The 16,363-nt window shown below is 62.5% G+C and carries 13 protein-coding genes and 1 pseudogene; 5 read left to right on the top strand and 9 right to left on the bottom strand.

All coding sequences use genetic code 11. The features are described 5' to 3' along the window. Positions 1 to 13: 13 nt before the first annotated feature. Both MCB86_RS18480 and MCB86_RS18485 read right to left on the bottom strand, forming a co-directional pair. The gene (locus MCB86_RS18480) at positions 14 to 1,096 is read right to left on the bottom strand and encodes a serine hydrolase (protein ID WP_239611810.1); all 1,083 of its coding nucleotides are present in this window, start codon (positions 1,094 to 1,096) and stop codon (positions 14 to 16) included. Beyond that, positions 1,093 to 2,271: a serine hydrolase gene (locus MCB86_RS18485; protein WP_239611811.1), complete on the bottom strand. Its 1,179-nt coding sequence runs from the start codon at positions 2,269 to 2,271 to the stop codon at positions 1,093 to 1,095. Before MCB86_RS18485 ends, MCB86_RS18480 begins: the two co-directional genes overlap by 4 nt. Before the next feature lie 97 nt (positions 2,272 to 2,368). On the opposite strand from MCB86_RS18485, the gene MCB86_RS18490 reads away from it, so the two are divergent. The 3 genes from MCB86_RS18490 to MCB86_RS18500 all read left to right on the top strand — a co-directional run bounded on the left by MCB86_RS18490 (position 2,369) and on the right by MCB86_RS18500 (position 5,295). Beyond that, positions 2,369 to 3,640, top strand: a complete 1,272-nt coding sequence (locus MCB86_RS18490) for an acyltransferase (protein ID WP_239611812.1) — start codon at positions 2,369 to 2,371, stop codon at positions 3,638 to 3,640. Next, positions 3,640 to 4,386 (top strand): DUF72 domain-containing protein, encoded by a 747-nt coding sequence (locus MCB86_RS18495; protein ID WP_239611813.1) that lies wholly within the window; start codon positions 3,640 to 3,642, stop codon positions 4,384 to 4,386. The genes MCB86_RS18490 and MCB86_RS18495 overlap by 1 nt, the downstream gene beginning before the upstream one ends. A gap of 126 nt (positions 4,387 to 4,512) precedes the next feature. Next, positions 4,513 to 5,295, top strand: coding sequence for a dienelactone hydrolase family protein (locus tag MCB86_RS18500; protein WP_045163026.1), 783 nt, complete (start codon positions 4,513 to 4,515; stop codon positions 5,293 to 5,295). A gap of 13 nt (positions 5,296 to 5,308) precedes the next feature. Here MCB86_RS18500 and MCB86_RS18505 read toward each other — a convergent pair whose 3' ends face one another. Beyond that, entirely contained in the window at positions 5,309 to 5,905 is a 597-nt protein-coding gene (locus tag MCB86_RS18505) for a hypothetical protein (protein ID WP_345772248.1), read from the bottom strand. A 218-nt stretch (positions 5,906 to 6,123) separates the two neighbouring features. Then, a pseudogene (locus MCB86_RS18510) lies at positions 6,124 to 6,328 on the bottom strand (NAD(P)-dependent oxidoreductase); the annotation flags it as partial. 337 nt (positions 6,329 to 6,665) lie between these two features. Between MCB86_RS18510 and MCB86_RS18515 the strand changes: the two are divergent. Beyond that, positions 6,666 to 7,856, top strand: a complete 1,191-nt coding sequence (locus MCB86_RS18515) for a sugar transporter (protein WP_239611815.1) — start codon at positions 6,666 to 6,668, stop codon at positions 7,854 to 7,856. A gap of 49 nt (positions 7,857 to 7,905) precedes the next feature. Here MCB86_RS18515 and MCB86_RS18520 read toward each other — a convergent pair whose 3' ends face one another. The 5 genes from MCB86_RS18520 to MCB86_RS18540 form a co-directional block, all read right to left on the bottom strand. Further along, the gene (locus tag MCB86_RS18520) at positions 7,906 to 9,216 is read right to left on the bottom strand and encodes a PAS domain-containing methyl-accepting chemotaxis protein (protein WP_239611816.1); all 1,311 of its coding nucleotides are present in this window, start codon (positions 9,214 to 9,216) and stop codon (positions 7,906 to 7,908) included. A gap of 122 nt (positions 9,217 to 9,338) precedes the next feature. Beyond that, a complete protein-coding gene (locus tag MCB86_RS18525; protein ID WP_052679335.1) occupies positions 9,339 to 9,755 on the bottom strand; it encodes a septal ring lytic transglycosylase RlpA family protein in 417 nt (138 codons plus the stop codon). A gap of 182 nt (positions 9,756 to 9,937) precedes the next feature. Next, the gene (locus MCB86_RS18530) at positions 9,938 to 10,714 is read right to left on the bottom strand and encodes a transporter substrate-binding domain-containing protein (RefSeq protein ID WP_045163022.1); all 777 of its coding nucleotides are present in this window, start codon (positions 10,712 to 10,714) and stop codon (positions 9,938 to 9,940) included. Between the two features lie 127 nt (positions 10,715 to 10,841). Then, a complete protein-coding gene (locus tag MCB86_RS18535) occupies positions 10,842 to 11,525 on the bottom strand; it encodes a hypothetical protein (RefSeq protein WP_045163021.1) in 684 nt (227 codons plus the stop codon). Positions 11,526 to 11,543: 18 nt separating this feature from the next. Next, the gene (locus MCB86_RS18540) at positions 11,544 to 13,544 is read right to left on the bottom strand and encodes a U32 family peptidase (RefSeq protein WP_045163020.1); all 2,001 of its coding nucleotides are present in this window, start codon (positions 13,542 to 13,544) and stop codon (positions 11,544 to 11,546) included. Positions 13,545 to 13,892: 348 nt separating this feature from the next. Between MCB86_RS18540 and MCB86_RS18545 the strand changes: the two genes are divergently transcribed. Beyond that, positions 13,893 to 16,016: a TonB-dependent siderophore receptor gene (locus tag MCB86_RS18545; RefSeq protein WP_239611817.1), complete on the top strand. Its 2,124-nt coding sequence runs from the start codon at positions 13,893 to 13,895 to the stop codon at positions 16,014 to 16,016. The last annotated feature ends 347 nt before the right edge of the window (positions 16,017 to 16,363 follow it).

The following is a 16,363-nucleotide window of genomic DNA, read 5'->3' on the forward strand; positions in this document are numbered from 1 at the left end:
CGGCGTGAAGGGGTCACTCGGGCTTGCCCAGCAATGCCTGGGTTATTGCCTGGCCGAGCTGCTCGAAGGCGGCGCCGGCTTCCTTGTCCTCGTCCATGGCTTCGGCGCAGGCCACGACGATCACGGTATTGGTCTGATCCTCCGACAGTGGGTCGATCACGCCCACATGGCAGGCGCGTTCCAGTTGCGTGCCGGTCTTCTGAATGAAAGGTACGTCGCGCGGCAGCCCCGCTTCGAGGCGGTAGGCATCATAGCGGTCGAGCTTCATGTTCTTGAACAGGAGGTCCCGGCTGGATTCGGAGAGCAGCTCGCCGCTCACCAGCTTTTCCAGCAGCGTGCCGTAGGCCTCCAGCGTGCTGGAGTTGAGCTTGCGTGCGTAGTAGCGCTCGTAGGCCTGCTCCATGCTGTCCGCCTCGAGCTCATCGGGCGAGCGGTTGAGCACTCGCGCCACCGCCTCGTAGCGCGGCTGGCTGAACGGGGCGGAAGCCAGCTTGACCAACTCGAGGTTGTCCAGCTCGCGCGCGTCCGGGTGCAGTTCGCCATAGACGTCACGGCGAACCTGGGTGAAGTCGGTGATGCGCTCGAAGCCCTTACCGCCCATGTTCTCGTGGGTGCGCTCGTTGAGCCGGTCCTCGCCGACCAGCCGAATCAGCATGTTGGCTGCGGTGTTGTCGCTCTCGATGAGCATCTCGTTGAGCAGGGTGCGCACTGAGTACGCGACGCCGTTGTCTTGCCAGACCAGATCGCCGGAGCCATCGACCTTGTCGCTGGCTTCGAGGGCCAGCTCATCGTCCAGGCTGTGTTCGCCCTCATCGACACCCTGCAGCACCGCCACGGCGATCGGTACCTTGACCGCCGAGCCGAGGTACCAGAATCGATCCGCTTCGTAGACGAAAGCCGTGCCGTCGCCCAGATGTTTGACGTATAGCCCCAGCCGCCCTGGCGAGCCTTCGTCGATACGGCGCACGTCCTGTTCCAGCTCATTGCGCCAAGAGTCCGAATAGGCCTGTTCCCGGTACGCCCAAAGCGCTATGCCGAGGCCGATCAGCACGGGCAATGCGAGAAGCTTTCCGTTGCCGAGCGCGACGCTTGTCATAGGCGTAAGACTCCGGAGGCGGTAATGGCTTCGCCGGCACCCCGCAAGGCGCGTTCGGCCTTCACGGTCGAGGCGGCGCCGCGCACGCAGGCGACCACTACGATGCGGCCGGTGGCCTCGGCGACGCGGAACGGGGGCGGGGCAATCAGACCGGCATCGCAGATTCGTGCCACCTGAGTGCCGGTTTTGTGGGCATAGCTGACGGTGGCCGGCAGGCCGGCCTTGATGCGCTGGTCGCCGGTCTGCACCCGTGTCATCACGCCCAGCAGATATTCGGTGCTCGCCCGGGACACGGCCTTGCCGGCCACCAGCGCCGCGAGCAAGTCACCGTAGGCCTGCAGCGTGGCGGAGTTGTTCGGGGTGGCGTAGTAGCGTTCGTAGGCTTCGCGCAGGCGAATGGCGCGCAGTTCGCTTTTTGGCACGCCGAGCAGTCTGGCCAGCAACTCCAAACGGCCGGCTTCGCCGCGCTGCTGTTTCAGGCGCAGAAAGTCGCGGCCCGACAGCTGGCGTGCGGCGGGGTGAAATTCGCCGTAGATGAGCCGCCGCACATCGGCGAGCGACGTGATGGGGCCGAAGCCCTCCGGGACCAGCTCGGCGGTGACGGCATTGACCGCCTCCAGCCCGACCAGGCTGATCAACATGTCGCTGGCGGTGTTGTCGCTGTGGATCAGCATCTGATTCATAAGATAGCGCACGCTGAGGCGGGTCCCCGGCGCATGGCTGTTGGTCGGCCCGGCGCCGTCGACGTAGTCGGACTCCATCAGCCGCACGGTGCTGTCCAGGCTCAGCGCGCCCTCGTCGACGCGGCGCATGATCGCAATCGCCACCGGGACCTTCACGGTCGAGGCGAGGTACCAGCGTTCATCGCCGTGATAGGACGCCGATACGCCGCTGTCGAGATCCTTGACGAAAACGCCCAGCTCGCCGGGCGTGCGCTCGTCCACCTCGGCCACGCGCTGGAGAAAGTCTGCCGCCCAACTGAAGCCTTCCTGGGCGCAGGCCGGCAGCGAGACATTGAGGAGGAGTACGGCCAGCATCAGGGAAAGGGTATGGCTGGCGGGAAGGCGATTAATGACTCGGGACAGCACTGCGGTCGGACCTCCTGCAGGATGGGTTCTGCCGTTTTGACCCCAGTCGGCGTGGCCCGTGCGCCGCTCAATAGTGACTAAATTCATCCGGCGCACCGCCGCTGCGCTCGTTGATCGAACGACTGACCGCCGTTGTGCGTCCTAGTGCTGGGATGTTCGCCGGTCTTGGATGTAGGAGCCTCGAGTGGAGCAGGTCAGCAAGGACAAATTCATCGGGCTCGAGTGGCTGCGCTTATCGCTTGGTCTGTACATCGTGTGTTTCCACACCCTGCACAACTATGCCGAGAACTCGCTGCCCGGCTGGGTGGCGGATCTCACTGGCGTCGGCTTCTTCGCCACCAGCAGCTTCTTCGCGCTGTCTGGCTTCCTGCTGGCGCATGTCTACTGCCAACAGGGGCGGATGCGCGAGCCGGGACGGAGTTTCCTCAGCCGGCGCTTCGCCAATCTTTACCCGTTGCACCTGTTCTCGCTGGCGCTGACGGCCGTGGTGCTGCTGATCATCTCCAACCTTGGCATCCCACCGGACGACACCAAGGCCACGCTGCGATTCGTCGTCTATGACACCAACGAGGACCTGGGCGACGCCTCGCGCGAGACGTTGGAGCACTTCATGAGCAATGGCGAGCTGCTGCTCAATTTCGTACTTCAGCTGTTCATGCTTCAGGCGTGGAATCCCTATTACCTGACTTTCAATCCGCCGCTCTGGTCGATTTCGACCCTGTTCTTCTTCTACCTGACCTTCCCGTTGCTGGCGCCCCGGTTGATGCGTACGCCGCACAAGGTCGTCTGGCTGGCCGTGGTGGTGCTGCTCTATCTGATCCCGCCGGTGTGGGTCATCCTGCAGCAGGAGTACGGGACTCCCTTCACCGGCATGCTGCACCGCATGCCTTTGCTGCGTTTGCCGGAATTCCTCGCGGGCATTCTCGCCTACGGGCTGTTTCGCGAGCACCAGACCGCCGGCCGCCTGCCGAACAGGGCGCTGCGGCTGCTGATGGCCGGGTTCGTCCTGTGCTGCTTCCTGCTCGCTATCTGGCTGCTCAAGGGCGAGAAGTACTGGTACTTCCTGCTGCACAACGGCTTGCTGCTGCCTGCGCAATTGATGCTGATCTACCTGTTCGCCCTGATCCGCACGCCCAAGCGTGAGCGGCTGAACCTCTGGGCGCAACGCCTGGGTACCGCGTCCTTGCCATTGTTCGTGCTGCACGTGCCGGCATTCGTGCTGTTCTCGCGTACGGAGAAACTGCTCGGCGTGGCTTCGGCTCGTTGTCTGGACGACTGGGCGGCCTGTGCCGCCCAAGCCGCAGAGCAGACGTTGTCGCTGTGGCTCTACCCGCTGTATCTGCTACTGACCGTCGTGATGTGTGTCTGGGCGCAGGAACACGCCGTGGTGCCGGTGCGAAAGTGGCTGCTCAGGCGGCTGCCCGTGCAGACGAAGCATGCTGAGGGGCGAGCTTGATGCGCGCCGTGGCCGGCCTTCATCTCGGCACTGCGGGCTGGAGCCTGCCGCGTGAACAATGGCCGCATTTTCCGGCCGTGGGCACGCACCTGCCGCGCTATGCCGCTCGGCTGCCGGCAGTGGAGATCAACAGCTCCTTCTACCGTGCGCACCGGCCAGCGACCTATGCGCGCTGGGCCGACAGCGTACCGCCCGGCTTTCGCTTCAGCGTGAAGGTGCCGAAGCAGATCACCCACGAAGCGCGCCTGCTCGGGTGCGAGGACTTGCTCCAGGCCTTCCTGCACGAGTGCGGGCACCTTGGCGAGAAACTGGGTTGCCTGCTGGTGCAGTTGCCGCCCTCGCTTGTCTACGAAGCAGGCTGTGCCGAGGCCTTCTTCGATGCGCTACGGGCCCGCCATGAGGGCTTCGTGGCCTTCGAGCCCCGCCACCCGAGCTGGCTCGAGTCCGAAGCTCTGCTTCAGCGCATGCGGATCGCACGGGTCGCCGCCGATCCGGCGCCATTTGCCGAGGCGGCCGATCCGGGTGGTTGGGCGGGCCTGCGTTACTACCGGCTACACGGCTCGCCGCGTCTTTATTACTCCTCCTACGAGCCCGAATGGCTGTGCCGATTGGACACACGGCTGGCCGAGGCTCCGGTCGATGTGCCGCAATGGTGCATCTTCGATAACACTGCCAGCGGCGCCGCGACAGCCAACGCCCTCGCGCTGGACGAGTTGCGATCCGGTGGTCGGCACCCATGCGGATAAGGGCATTACGGCTGGCCGGCCGGGTTCGGCCGACATAAATCGAAACGCTCTCCCGGCCAGTCGGTAAAGCGCCTGCGCGGATTTCCTCTACTGTTGATGAACGCGTTCACGAGAGGGAGTCCGTCGATGAAAAAGTCATGCTTGGCCTTGGCACTGGTGGGATCGATTGGAGCCGTCGAGGCGGCAACCGTCGTCAAACCGCTCGCCTACGAGATCGACGGCGAGCCTTTCGAGGGGCTGCTCGTCTATGACGATGCGGTCACTACCGCGCGGCCCGGCCTGGTGATGGTGCCCAACTGGCTGGGCGTGACCGAACGTTCGGCGGAGAAGGCGGCGCGTGCGGCTGGTGAGAAATACGTAGTGTTCATGGCGGACATGTACGGCAAGGCCGTACGCCCCTCCAACCCCGACGAGGCCAAGGCGGCGGCCTCCTCGGTACGCGGCGATCGCCCGCTGATGCGCAAGCGTGCTCAGGCGGCGACGGATGCATTAAAGGCGCAATCGATAGTGCCGGTCGACACCGGGAGAATGGCGGCGATCGGCTTCTGTTTCGGTGGCGGATCAGTGCTCGAACTGGCTCGATCCGGCGCGGAACTTGACGCTTTCATATCGTTCCACGGCAACCTCGATACGCCCGATCCCGATGACGCTAAACAGATCAAGGCGCCCGTGCTGGTGCTGCATGGCGCCGATGATCCGGCTGTTCCGCCGGAGCAGGTCGAGGGATTCATTACCGAAATGAAAGCCACCGATGTGGACTGGCAACTCGTGAGCTACGGCAACGCCGTGCACTCGTTCACTGATCCCTACGCCAACGTACCGGGTCGCAACGAGTACAACCCGGAGGTGGCGAAACGTGCCTTCGCGGCGATGAACGACCTGCTCGACGAAGTGTTCACGGCGCCGTGAACGCAGCTCATGGTCAGCGCGGAATGATTCTGACCCGTCCCGCCGTGTTGTCGCGGCGCGAGGCCTTGTCATTCTCGGCGCGGCCCGGGACCGAACCGTCGTCCGCGCCGCGATCCGCGCTGGCCATACCGTTGAGCTTGCGCTCGTCTTCGCTGACCGATGCGGCTTCGGGGTAGCCGGTGGTCAGCGTCTCGGTGCTGGCGGTGACCGGAGTCGCCTCGTCGCTGCCCCAGCTTGCGCTGCGCTCGTCGATATCGATCGCACCGTTTCGCTCCATGATGCGTTCCACCATCGAGATCTGGCTTTCATCGTCCAGGCTGACGGTCACCACCGTCGAACCGCGCCGAGCCGCCTCGGGATAACGGCCGGCATGCTGGCTGGAACCGTCTCCAAATACCTTGTGAAAGAAGCTGCCGATCTTGTCGGCGACCGTCGCGTCCTCATCCGGCTCTTCGCCGATCACTTCCACCCGGCTGCTGTTGACCGTCTCCGGATTGAACGACGCGGAAATCTGAATATCCGTGCTGGCCACGCCCTGGCTCAGGAGCTCGGTTTTGACTTGCTCGGCTTCGGCGTAGCGGTCGAAAGCCGCGATGAGGATCTGGGGCATGACTTCACCATGTTTCATGGGCAGCGTTGGCTGCGATTGAGATACGGGCCGGGCGTCTTGCCAGCCCTCCTCAGTCTTGGGCGCGACAGGCTCGACGATGGTTCCCTGCGCAGGGGTTACGCGATGCTTCGACAGGCCGTCATACGCCACCGTGGCCGCTCAGCCGTTCACCACCTTCCCGCCGTTGACATGAATGGTCTGGCCGCTAACGTACGATGAGCGACGTCCGCGCCCTCGCGGGCGAATGCACCGCCGCGGCGCGACCGATGCCGCTGTCGCCACCACTGACCAGCGCGACCTTGCCGGCCAGCTTGCCGCTGCCCTTGTAGCTGTCGCGGATGAATTCGGCGGGCGGGTTCATTTCGCTTCTTCCATGCCGGGCTGGCGGTCCTGTTTCTGCGCGGGGATTTTTGGGTAGGCCATGACTGCTCCAGGGGGCTGGGTCGGTCTAGTTACGGCTGATACCCGCCAGCAAAGTTTCGGCAGGGTGCCGAGTGGAGGGCCTCGCTTCTCAGCGATGGTGGCCGCTGGTCGCCGGGGGCGCGCGGCACCTGACAGCGCTCCGCGCCAGGCGTAGAATCCGCGCCGCTCAGACCTGCCGCCTGAATTTTCTTCCGTCCCCGTCCCCGCGCTTGCTCGAGGCTGCGGGCGATCTCGTCGTTCGGCTTCAGGTGCATCGTCCTTTTCATCACCGTCCTTCGCGCTGACCTCCGTTCGGGAGGCTCTGGCGGACGAAGCATTGCTTTTCAGAACTGCCCGAATGAACGAAACCCAAAGCGCCACCGGCGGAAGCTGGCTCAGTGTCGTCGCACTGGCCCTGGCCGCCTTCATCTTCAATACCACCGAATTCGTCCCGGTCGCCTTGCTCAGCGATATCGGCCGCTCATTCGACATGCCGCCGTCCCAGGTCGGGCTGATGCTGACGATCTACGCCTGGGTGGTGGCGCTGATGTCGCTGCCGATGATGCTGATGACGCGCAACGTCGAACGGCGCACCTTGCTGATGTTCGTTTTCGTGGTGTTCATTGGCAGCCATCTGGTTTCGAGCGTGGCCTCGAGCTTTGGGATGTTGATGCTTAGCCGCATCGGCATCGCGCTGGCGCATGCGGTGTTCTGGTCAATCACTGCATCGTTGGCCGTGCGCGTTGCACCGCCGGGCAAGCAAGCACAGGCGCTGGGCCTGCTGGCGACCGGCAGTGCGTTGGCCATGGTGCTGGGTATCCCCATTGGTCGAGTGATAGGGGAGCTGCTGGGTTGGCGCACGACGTTCCTGTCGATTGCCGTGATCGCGGCGCTGGTGGTGCTCTGCCTGGCCCGGACGCTACCTCTGCTGCCGAGCCAGAATTCCGGTTCGCTGCGCAGCCTGCCGATGCTGTTCAAACGGTCGGCGCTGGTCGCGGCCTATGTGCTGACCGCGCTGGTGATCACCGCGCAGTTCACTGCCTACACCTATATCGAGCCTTTCGCACAAACCATCGCGCACCTGAGCGGTGATCTGACGACTGTCTTGCTGCTGTTGTTTGGCGGCGCCGGGATTCTCGGCTCGTTTCTGTTCAGCCGTTATAGCGGGCGTTATCCGCGAGGCTTCATGATCGCGGCGATCTCGACCATGGCGCTGTGTTTGCTGTTGCTGCTGCCGGCAGCGAGCGATCCGTCGATGCTCGGTGCGCTGGTGGTGGTCTGGGGCATCGCCGGGATGTGCTTCGGGTTGGCCTCGCAGTCGAAGGTATTGAACCTGGCCTCCGACGCGACCGATGTTGCCATGGCAATGTTTTCCGGCATCTATAACGTGGGGATCGGGGGTGGTGCGTTGCTGGGAAGCCTCGTCACGAGTCACCTGGGGCTCAGCAATATCGGTATCGTCGCCGGACTGCTGGCGGTCAGTGGCGTCGTGCTGTGCTGCTTTGCGACCTATCGTTTCGCCAGGCCGGTGGGCAACGCGGTGCTTTGACTCAACGAAAAAGGCGAATGGAATGCCACCCGCCTCGTTATCGTTTCGATTACAGCTCGTTGGCGAAGCGACCGACCGCGCTGACGACCTGTTTCGCGCCGTCCTGGATCTCGACGATCACGGCACCGGCCTGGTTGGCCAGTGACAGCCCTTCGGCCGCCTGTTCCCGGCTGTTGGCCATCTCCCGCACGGCGTCGTCGACCAGGGTCTGGTTCTTCTGCACCACGGCGACGATCTCTTCGGTGGCTGCGCTGGTCCGGCCCGCCAGCTGGCGAACTTCGTCGGCGACGACCGCGAAGCCCCGGCCCTGTTCGCCGGCGCGTGCCGCTTCGATGGCCGCATTGAGCGCGAGCAGGTTGGTCTGCGCGGCGATGCCGCCAATGGTCTGGACGATCGAACTGATCAGCAACGATTGCTGGCCCAGGGCTTCGATACCCTGAGTGGCCGATTCCACCTCCGCCGCGATGCGCTGCATGGTCGCTACTGTGTCCTTGACCACGACAGCACCGCGTTCGGCACGGGTGTCGGTCTGCCGGGAGACGTCATAGGCGATACTGGCCGCCTCACGCACTTCTTCCTCACGCGCCACCTGATCGGTTACCACGCTGGCGAACTTGACCACCTTGCAAAGCTTGCCCTCGGCATCGAATACCGGGTTGTAGGTCGCTTCCAGCCAGAGGTCGCGCCCATGGCTGTCGATACGCTTGAAGCGGTCGGCGACGAACTCGCCGCGATTGAGGGTTTCCCAGAACGCCCTGTACTGCGTGGACGAGGCCTCTTCCTGGGTGCAGAACATGCGGTGGTGCTTGCCGACGATCTGCTGGAGCGAATAGCCGGTGCCCTTCAGGAATTGCTCGTTCGCGGTCACGATTGTGCCGTCCAGGTTGAACTGAATGACCGCGGTCGAGCGTAGCAGGGCCTTGATGAAGGCTTCGTTCTCCTTGGCCAGCTGCAGCTCTCGCGTCACTTCGCGGGCGAAGCCGCTCATGTGCTGCAGCCCACCCTTCGCGTCGCGGATCGGATACCACTCGATGTGCAGCCAGACGAGGTTGTCGTTGCCGCCCAGGAAACGATAGTTGTCGCTGATGGGTTCCATCCGGGACACGGCGCTGGTGAAACTCTTGAAACAGGACAGGTTCCTCACATAAGCCGGCACGATGTCGGTCATGACCCGGCCCTGCAACTGGCTTACGGAGTAGCCGAGGGTCTGCGCGAAGCGCTGGTTCATGGCCATCATGCGGAAATCGCGATCGAGCGTGATGGTGAGCTTGGTGGCCTCCATCTGCTCGCGCAGCTGACGTAGCTGCAGCAGCTCCGCGGCTTGTTCTTCGAGTTGTTTTTTGAGATGGCCGTTGAACATGTGGCACCGAAAGGTGAGTTGATGTGCCAGCTCTATCGGCGCTGCCTCCGGGTTCTTGATGCAGCTCGTCCGCGGCCAGCGGCAAGCGGTCGTTCAGCTTGCCTCCGCCATGGGCGCTCTGCTCAGTCAGCCCGTTCGAGTCGAACTCGGATCACCCCGGCGCGGGTGCTGGCGATGCGCTGGAATGCCGCTTTGGAGAGGTCGATGACGCGTCCGCGGACATAGGGGCCGCGGTCATTGATGCGCACCACGACGCTCTTACCATTGCGGGCGTTGACCACCCGGACTTTGGTTCCGAACGGCAGGGTACGGTGGGCGGCCGTCAGCGCACCCTGGTCGAAGCGCTCGCCGCTGGCGGTCAACTTGCCATGGTGCTGTTGGGCATAGAAGGAGGCCTTGCCAGAGCCTATGGCTTCGCCCTGCTCGGTGGTCGGCCGGGGCTCGGTGCCGGATGGTGGCTCCTTCGGCGGCGGTGTCGCGCAACCGGCCAGCGCGGCAAATAACGAGATTGCGATCCAGCGAGTTGACCCTTTCAGCATGTTCGTTCCTTGTCTACCTATCCGAGGCTGTGTCGACGGGTATCTAGCGATCGACCCAGGCTTGGTGCGATCGGTGTCTATGGAAATGGTGCGAGCTATCTACGTTTGTGGACGAATTGACCGAGAACCGCACGCTTGAGCGCTGACGTGACGTTCTGATTCGCGCGGCTCATCGGCTGCCGTCAATCGCCGGGCTTGGCCAGCCAGCTATCGGCGATGCGCTTGTACTCGCCGGTCGCCTTGGTCAGGTGCAGCCATTGGTCAACATAGGCCTTGAACGCCACGTCGCCACGCGGTAGCAAAAACGCCTTCTCGCTGTATTGCAGCGGCTTGTCGGGGTTCACCGCGCACAGAGTAGGGTAGTTGCGTTGTTGGTACTGCGCCTCGGACGAGTCGGTGATCATCACGTCGGCCTTGTTATCGGCGACGGATTGGAAGATCACCGTGTTGTCGTGGAACAGCTCCAGCTGTGCCTTGGGTAATTCGCGATGGACGAAGGCCTCGTTGGTGCCGCCCGGTGGCTCGATCAGGCGGACCGAAGGCCGGTTGAGCTGTTCGATGGTCTGGTACTTCTCGACCTCGTCGCAGCGGACGAAGGGAATCTTGCCGTCCACCGCGATCGGGTCGCTGAAGAACGCTTTTTTCTGCCGCTCCAGCGAAATGGAGACGCCGCCGACGGCCATGTCGCACTGAGCCAGGAAGTCCGGCATCAGTGTCTTCCAGGTCGTCGGCACCCACTGGACCGTCACGCCGAGCGACTTGGCCAGCGATTCGGCCAGGGCGATGTCGATCCCCTCGTACTGCTTGTCGTCGCGCAGGAAGGTGTAGGGCTTGTAGTCGCCGGTCGTGCAGACCTTCAGCGTACCGCGCTGTTGGACTTGATCGAGTACTGAGGAAGAGGGTGCAGCGAAACTCACGCCGCTGGCCAGCAAGACGCCGGCCGCCATCAGAGATCTCATGGTTGTTCCTTGCAAGGCGGGCGCAGCGGCCCGGTTATTGTTCTGGGTCCGCGAGATACGGCGGACAGCTGAAACGTACCGGACGCAGGCAGGTACTCACAAGGCCGAACAGATCACGTGTGGCCTTTCATGGCCTCGGGGTGGCGCGCGCTATGTCCAAGGCCGCCCGCTCCAGATGGCGTTGGATCACGCGGTCGCGGTGCTGGTTGCTGCGGAGGCCATCCAGCACTGAGCAAATCAGATATGTGACCAGTGCCAAGGCGAACACGAAGACGACGCCTTTGCCGGCGATCCAGGTATCAGTGAGTTTGATGACGTCGGTCGACAGGCTGACGATCGCCGAAACGAGCATGACGATCACCAAGTTCTGGGAGATCCAACGTTCCTGCGCCGGTTGGCCGGCGAGCTCGGCGATGCGTGCCAGTTCGTCGATATCCGCGGCACCAAGTCCACGGGCGAGTAGGGCGTCCCTGAATAGCGCATAGCGGAGCAGCTCCTCTCGTCGCAGGAAGCTGTAACGATGCAGCGTTTCGCGCGCATAAATATCTCGGAAGTGCCAGGCACAATAGCGCTCGCGGGCCAGCACCATGCCAAACAGGGCCAGCGTCGTGCCCGCCAGTGCAGCCAGCCCTTGCAGCGGCGATTGGCCATTGAACCAGGTGCTGACCAGCAATACGCCGACAGCCAGCGTCAGTCCCCAGGACGGCCAGACCATGCGAAGCCCACCCCGCACGAAGCTTGCCTTGAACACGCTGGGGTGGCACTCCCGATAGAGCGAACGAATTTCCGCCCATGTCGCGATTAAAGTCATGGCGGTGCCTTTCGAGCTTCAGGCGTGCGGCTTGCTGCGAATGGTCTTTTTCAGGTCGTCCGGCGTGATATGCCCGACAACGCCGCTGGCGCTGCCCGGCTGCGGGAGATTGAGAATGTTGCCCTTGATCTTGCCGATCACGTGCATCTCGCAGGGCTTGCAGTCGAATTTCAAGGTCAGCACCTCGTCGCCGTGCACCAGCTGCATCGGCGCGACTTTGGTGCGCACGCCGGTCACGCCCTTGGCCTGCTTCGGGCAGAGGTTGAACGAGAAGCGCAGGCAGTGCTTGGTGATCATCACCGGGACTTCACCGGTTTCCTCGTGGGCCTCGTAGGCCGCATCGATCAGCTGCACGCCGTAGCGGTGGTAGAAGGCGCGGGCTTTCTCATTGTAAACGTTATAGAGAAATGACAGGTGCGCTTCCGGGTAGACCGGCGGTGGCACGCTGATGGCCTTGCGGCTGCCCAGCGGGCGAATCGATTCGCGGGCTTCGGTCAGCGCCTCTATAGCTTCGCGGCGCAGGGCCTTGAGCTGCGAGTTAGGGATGAAGAACGCCTGCGGCGCGTCCACGTCCACCTCTTCGGCGTGGTAGATCGTGGTACCGAGCTGGCTCAGCAGATCGGCAATCTGACCGGGCACCTGCTCGGGCTTCTTCGCTTCGCCGAACGGGCCGGCCAGTGAGACGCTGACATAAGCGCCTTCTTCGCTGGTGACATGCAGCTCGAGCTCATCGGCGCGCAGTTTGGCCAGCCAGCGCACGCCGATACGGCGCTCGGCGGAGGTCTTGAGCAGGGCGTTCTGCCAGTTGTGGTCCAGGTTGCGGTTTAGCGGATGATTCGGCCGTAACTGGCGCAGCGCGGCGGGCATCTCGTTGGGCTCGACCCGGTACTGCAGGAGCTGCTGGCCGTCGTCTTCGAACTGCCCCAGCGGCTCGACCACGCTGGCGCGAAAGCCCACCACCTCGCGTTTGACCAGCACGTTCAGGCCGTCACCGTTGGATAGCGGCTCGCGGGTCTGCACGGTGAGGTCGTGCTTGCCCACCTTGAGCACTTCGCCCACGGCGAGGCCGGTGAAGGTCGGCGAGTCGAAGGCGCCGATGTCGATCTTGCGATCGGTCACGAAGTAGTCGGTGCTGCCGCGGTGGAAAGTCTTGTCCGGGTCCGGCACGAAGAAGTGATCGGTGCGGCCGCTGGAGGCGCGGGCCAAATCAGGGCGGTCTTCGAGGATTTCGTCGAGGCGCTGCCGGTAGTAAGCAGTGATGTTCTTCACGTAGCTCACATCCTTGTAGCGCCCCTCGATCTTGAATGAACGCACACCGGCATCGACCAGCGCGCGCAGGTTGGCGCTCTGGTTGTTGTCCTTCATCGACAACAGGTGCTTATCGAATGCGACGACGCGGCCCTGGTCGTCCTTCAACGTGTACGGCAGACGGCACGCCTGGGAGCAATCGCCACGGTTGGCGCTACGCCCGGTCTGGGCATGGGAAATGTTGCATTGCCCGGAAAACGCCACGCATAGCGCGCCGTGGATGAAGAACTCGATGGCTGAATCCACCTCATCGGCAATCGCGCGAATCTCCTGCAGGTTCAGCTCGCGGGCCAATACCAACTGCGAGAAGCCGGCCTTGGAGAGGAACTTGGCGCGCTCCAGGGTGCGGATATCAGTCTGGGTGCTGGCGTGGATTTCGATGGGCGGGATGTCCATTTCCATCACGCCCATGTCCTGCACGATCAGCGCATCGACACCGATCTCGTAGAGCTTCCAGATCAGTGTGCGCGCGGCTTCCAGCTCATCGTCATGCAGGATGGTGTTGATGGTGACGAACACCCGCGCATGGAACAGATGCGCGAATGTCACCAGCTCAGCGATGTCCGCCACGCTGTTCTCGGCATTGTGCCGCGCCCCGAAACTCGGCCCGCCGATGTACACCGCATCGGCGCCATGCAGGATGGCCTCGCGTGCAATAACGGTGTCCCGAGCAGGGGAGAGCAGTTCGAGATGGTGTTGGGGCAAGGACATGGGCGCGGACCGGATGCAGATCGAAGGCGCGCATTGTAAAGGCTTACGGACCATTTGGGACGGCCGCTGGGCGAGTGCGTCGGGTTGATCCTTCGCTGGGGTTTGGCCGAGGCCGAGAGAGCACTGGGCGCGCTTTCTGACCGCTCCTGTTTACCTGCACCTGAATGGGCATTGGAGCGCTCGGGCGGCTAAAGCAAAGCCCGAAGAACATTAGCAGGTGATGAGTTTTGTAAAATGATTACGTTTCTTATTCGCGATTGATTATTATCTCGCCGCGAAACGCACAACATCCTCGCACAAAAATTACAAGGCGCGCTGACACGCCTCCCACACTTAAGGAGCCCAAGTATGACTGGTAGTAAGGCCCGGCTTGATCAAGCACAGACACCTTGGCGACGTACCACCACCGCGCTCTTGTGCTGCGCGCCGCTGGTTGCTGCGCCTTTGAGCGCCAATGCGCAAGAGTCGAGCGGCAGGAGTGTCGATGAACCGTATCGTCTTGCGCCCATCATCGTTAATGCCCAGGCTGCCCCCGACGATGATGCGAACTCGGTAGTTGCCAGGGAGCTTTGGGTAGGCGGCAAGGTCGCAACCAGTATCCTCGATACACCGGCCTCGGTTTCAGTGGTTACAGAAAAGGAAATCGAGCAACGCAGCGCCAGTACCACCGAAGAGGTTCTGCAATACACTCCTGGCGTCATCACCGATTTTTACGGCACCGATGATCGTAACGATTACTTCAAAATCCGTGGCTTCGATGCCACCACTTACCGTGACGGGCTGACCTTGGGCTCGATGCGGGGCGTTCGCGAAGAGCCTTTCGCCTACGAGCGCGTTGAAGTGCTGCGCGGTGCGAACTCCACACTGTTCGGCCCGGCAGATCCAGGTGGCTCGGTGAACTTCGTGAGCAAGCAACCCCGGTTCGAGAGTTTCGGCCAAGGTTTCGTGACCTACGGCTCCTTTGATCATAAGGAAGCCGGCATTGATGTTGGCGATGCTCTGAACACCGACCAAACCTTGGCATACCGCCTCACCGGCAAGTTTCAGGACAGTGAGCGCGAATACGATAACTCCAAGGACGATGACGAGTTCTTGATGGGTGGCCTGACGTGGGAGCCGACAGCATTCACCTCGGCCACCGTCATCCTTGACTACCTCAACCGTGACAGCACGCCAAACAGCGGTGGCTACCCGCTTGATGACGAATACGACCGCAGCGACTTCTTCGGCGAGCCCAGCTTCAACTTCCACGATGTCGAGCGCACCAGCGTGACTGGTACCGTGACCCATGATTTCGACAACGGCTTCACCCTGCGCAGTAACCTGCGTTACAGCGAGCTGACCGACAGCTTCGGCTACGTCTACATCACCGATTCCGCCGCCCGGACGGGCACGGTGGTGGACCGCGACTACTTCGGCACCGATAGCGAAGCCCAGGAATTTATAGGCAACGTGATGCTGCAATACGATGCCCGCTTCGAGCGCATCGACAGCAGCACATTGGTGGGCGTCGAGTACCGTGATGCATCGACTGAAGAATCTTCTTTCTACGGCGACGCCACTTCGATCGACCTTGCCAATCCGGTGTACAGCGGCGCACCGACCAGTCTGAATGTCTACGCTCGCTATGACCGGGACTTCAAGACTAAATCAGCTTTCGTGCAGCAGAACTTTTCCATCGACCGGTTCATCGTGACTGCAGGTGTGCGCAACGATCGCCTGGATCTGTCTGAAACGGGCATCTCTGGAGCCACCGCCACGTCTGACTTCTCGGAAACCTCCCTTCGCGGCTCGCTGACCTACAAGGTCACCGATGAAATCTCCACCTACGTCAGCATGGTGGAATCTGTCGCGCCGCCTGATGTGGGTGTCAATCCAGAGCACGGCAAGCAGTACGAAGTCGGCGTGAAGTACGCGCCTGCTGGCACGAGTTCGCTGTATTCAGCAGCCATCTACGACCTCAATCAGGAAGACGTGACCATCGCTATCGTGCAGCCCAACGGCACCATCGAACGCGAAACCGTGGGCGAATCACGCGTACGTGGCCTTGATCTGGAAGCCAAGACGGAGCTGACCGCCAACCTGAGCCTGATTGGTGGCTATTCGTACATGGAATCTGAAGTAGTGCGCGGAACGCTCCGTAGTGGCACGTCCATCGAAGGAAACGAGTTCACCGTCGCGCCGAATCATACGGCGTCACTCTGGGGCTACTACACCTTGCCGGGCACGGAGATGAGCGTTGGTCTGGGTGCCCGTTACACCAGCGCCTATTACTTCGAGGCTGAAAACACCTCTGAGAGCGACGCGGCTACGCTCTTTGATGCCGCTTTCAACTACCGGATCGCCAAAGGCACCGACCTAGCGGTCAACGTCAGTAATCTGCTGGACGAGCAGCATGTGGTCGGCTCGGCCACTGCGGACTACTACAACCCCGGCCGTGAAATCACTGCAAAGGTTAGCTACAACTGGTAAGCGGTGCCCTGAAGATCCTTGCCGCTACGGCGAGCTCGGATCTTCTTCAGACCGTGCCGCTTTTTACGCTGTGAAACGGAAGTGGCACAACGGTCAGCTTCATCTGCGCTCGATCATACCGCTGCGATGTGGGGATACCGTCTTGCGAGCGGCTTGATTGCCCCTGAGCGAACAGCCGACACCAGGCTCGCTAATTCTCGCTTTTCTGTGCCGAACCGGCCGAGACGCTATGCGTTATATCGGGGAAGCAGCTCGTCGCCGGCACTACTTCGCCGGGCAGCTTCACGGACGCGTTCCGGTTGGGCAGAGGCACGCGTCATTCGGTCAGCTCCGTGCAGGCCTCCCGG

Origin of the sequence: Pseudomonas sp. KSR10, from assembly GCF_022355455.1 — a bacterium.
GTDB lineage: Bacteria > Pseudomonadota > Gammaproteobacteria > Pseudomonadales > Pseudomonadaceae > Stutzerimonas > Stutzerimonas stutzeri_E.

Bases quoted from the DNA above. Each gene is read 5' to 3' on its own strand.
- MCB86_RS18535 (WP_045163021.1), bottom strand. From the start codon at position 11,525: ATGACTTTAATCGCGACATGGGCGGAAATTCGTTCGCTCTATCGGGAG.
- MCB86_RS18525 (WP_052679335.1), bottom strand. From the start codon at position 9,755: ATGCTGAAAGGGTCAACTCGCTGGATCGCAATCTCGTTATTTGCCGCG.
- MCB86_RS18515 (WP_239611815.1), top strand. From the start codon at position 6,666: ATGAACGAAACCCAAAGCGCCACCGGCGGAAGCTGGCTCAGTGTCGTC.
- MCB86_RS18540 (WP_045163020.1), bottom strand. From the start codon at position 13,544: ATGTCCTTGCCCCAACACCATCTCGAACTGCTCTCCCCTGCTCGGGAC.
- MCB86_RS18480 (WP_239611810.1), bottom strand. From the start codon at position 1,096: ATGACAAGCGTCGCGCTCGGCAACGGAAAGCTTCTCGCATTGCCCGTG.
- MCB86_RS18505 (WP_345772248.1), bottom strand. From the start codon at position 5,905: ATGCCCCAGATCCTCATCGCGGCTTTCGACCGCTACGCCGAAGCCGAG.
- MCB86_RS18530 (WP_045163022.1), bottom strand. From the start codon at position 10,714: ATGAGATCTCTGATGGCGGCCGGCGTCTTGCTGGCCAGCGGCGTGAGT.
- MCB86_RS18495 (WP_239611813.1), top strand. From the start codon at position 3,640: ATGCGCGCCGTGGCCGGCCTTCATCTCGGCACTGCGGGCTGGAGCCTG.
- MCB86_RS18500 (WP_045163026.1), top strand. From the start codon at position 4,513: ATGAAAAAGTCATGCTTGGCCTTGGCACTGGTGGGATCGATTGGAGCC.
- MCB86_RS18545 (WP_239611817.1), top strand. From the start codon at position 13,893: ATGACTGGTAGTAAGGCCCGGCTTGATCAAGCACAGACACCTTGGCGA.
- MCB86_RS18485 (WP_239611811.1), bottom strand. From the start codon at position 2,271: ATGAATTTAGTCACTATTGAGCGGCGCACGGGCCACGCCGACTGGGGT.
- MCB86_RS18520 (WP_239611816.1), bottom strand. From the start codon at position 9,216: ATGTTCAACGGCCATCTCAAAAAACAACTCGAAGAACAAGCCGCGGAG.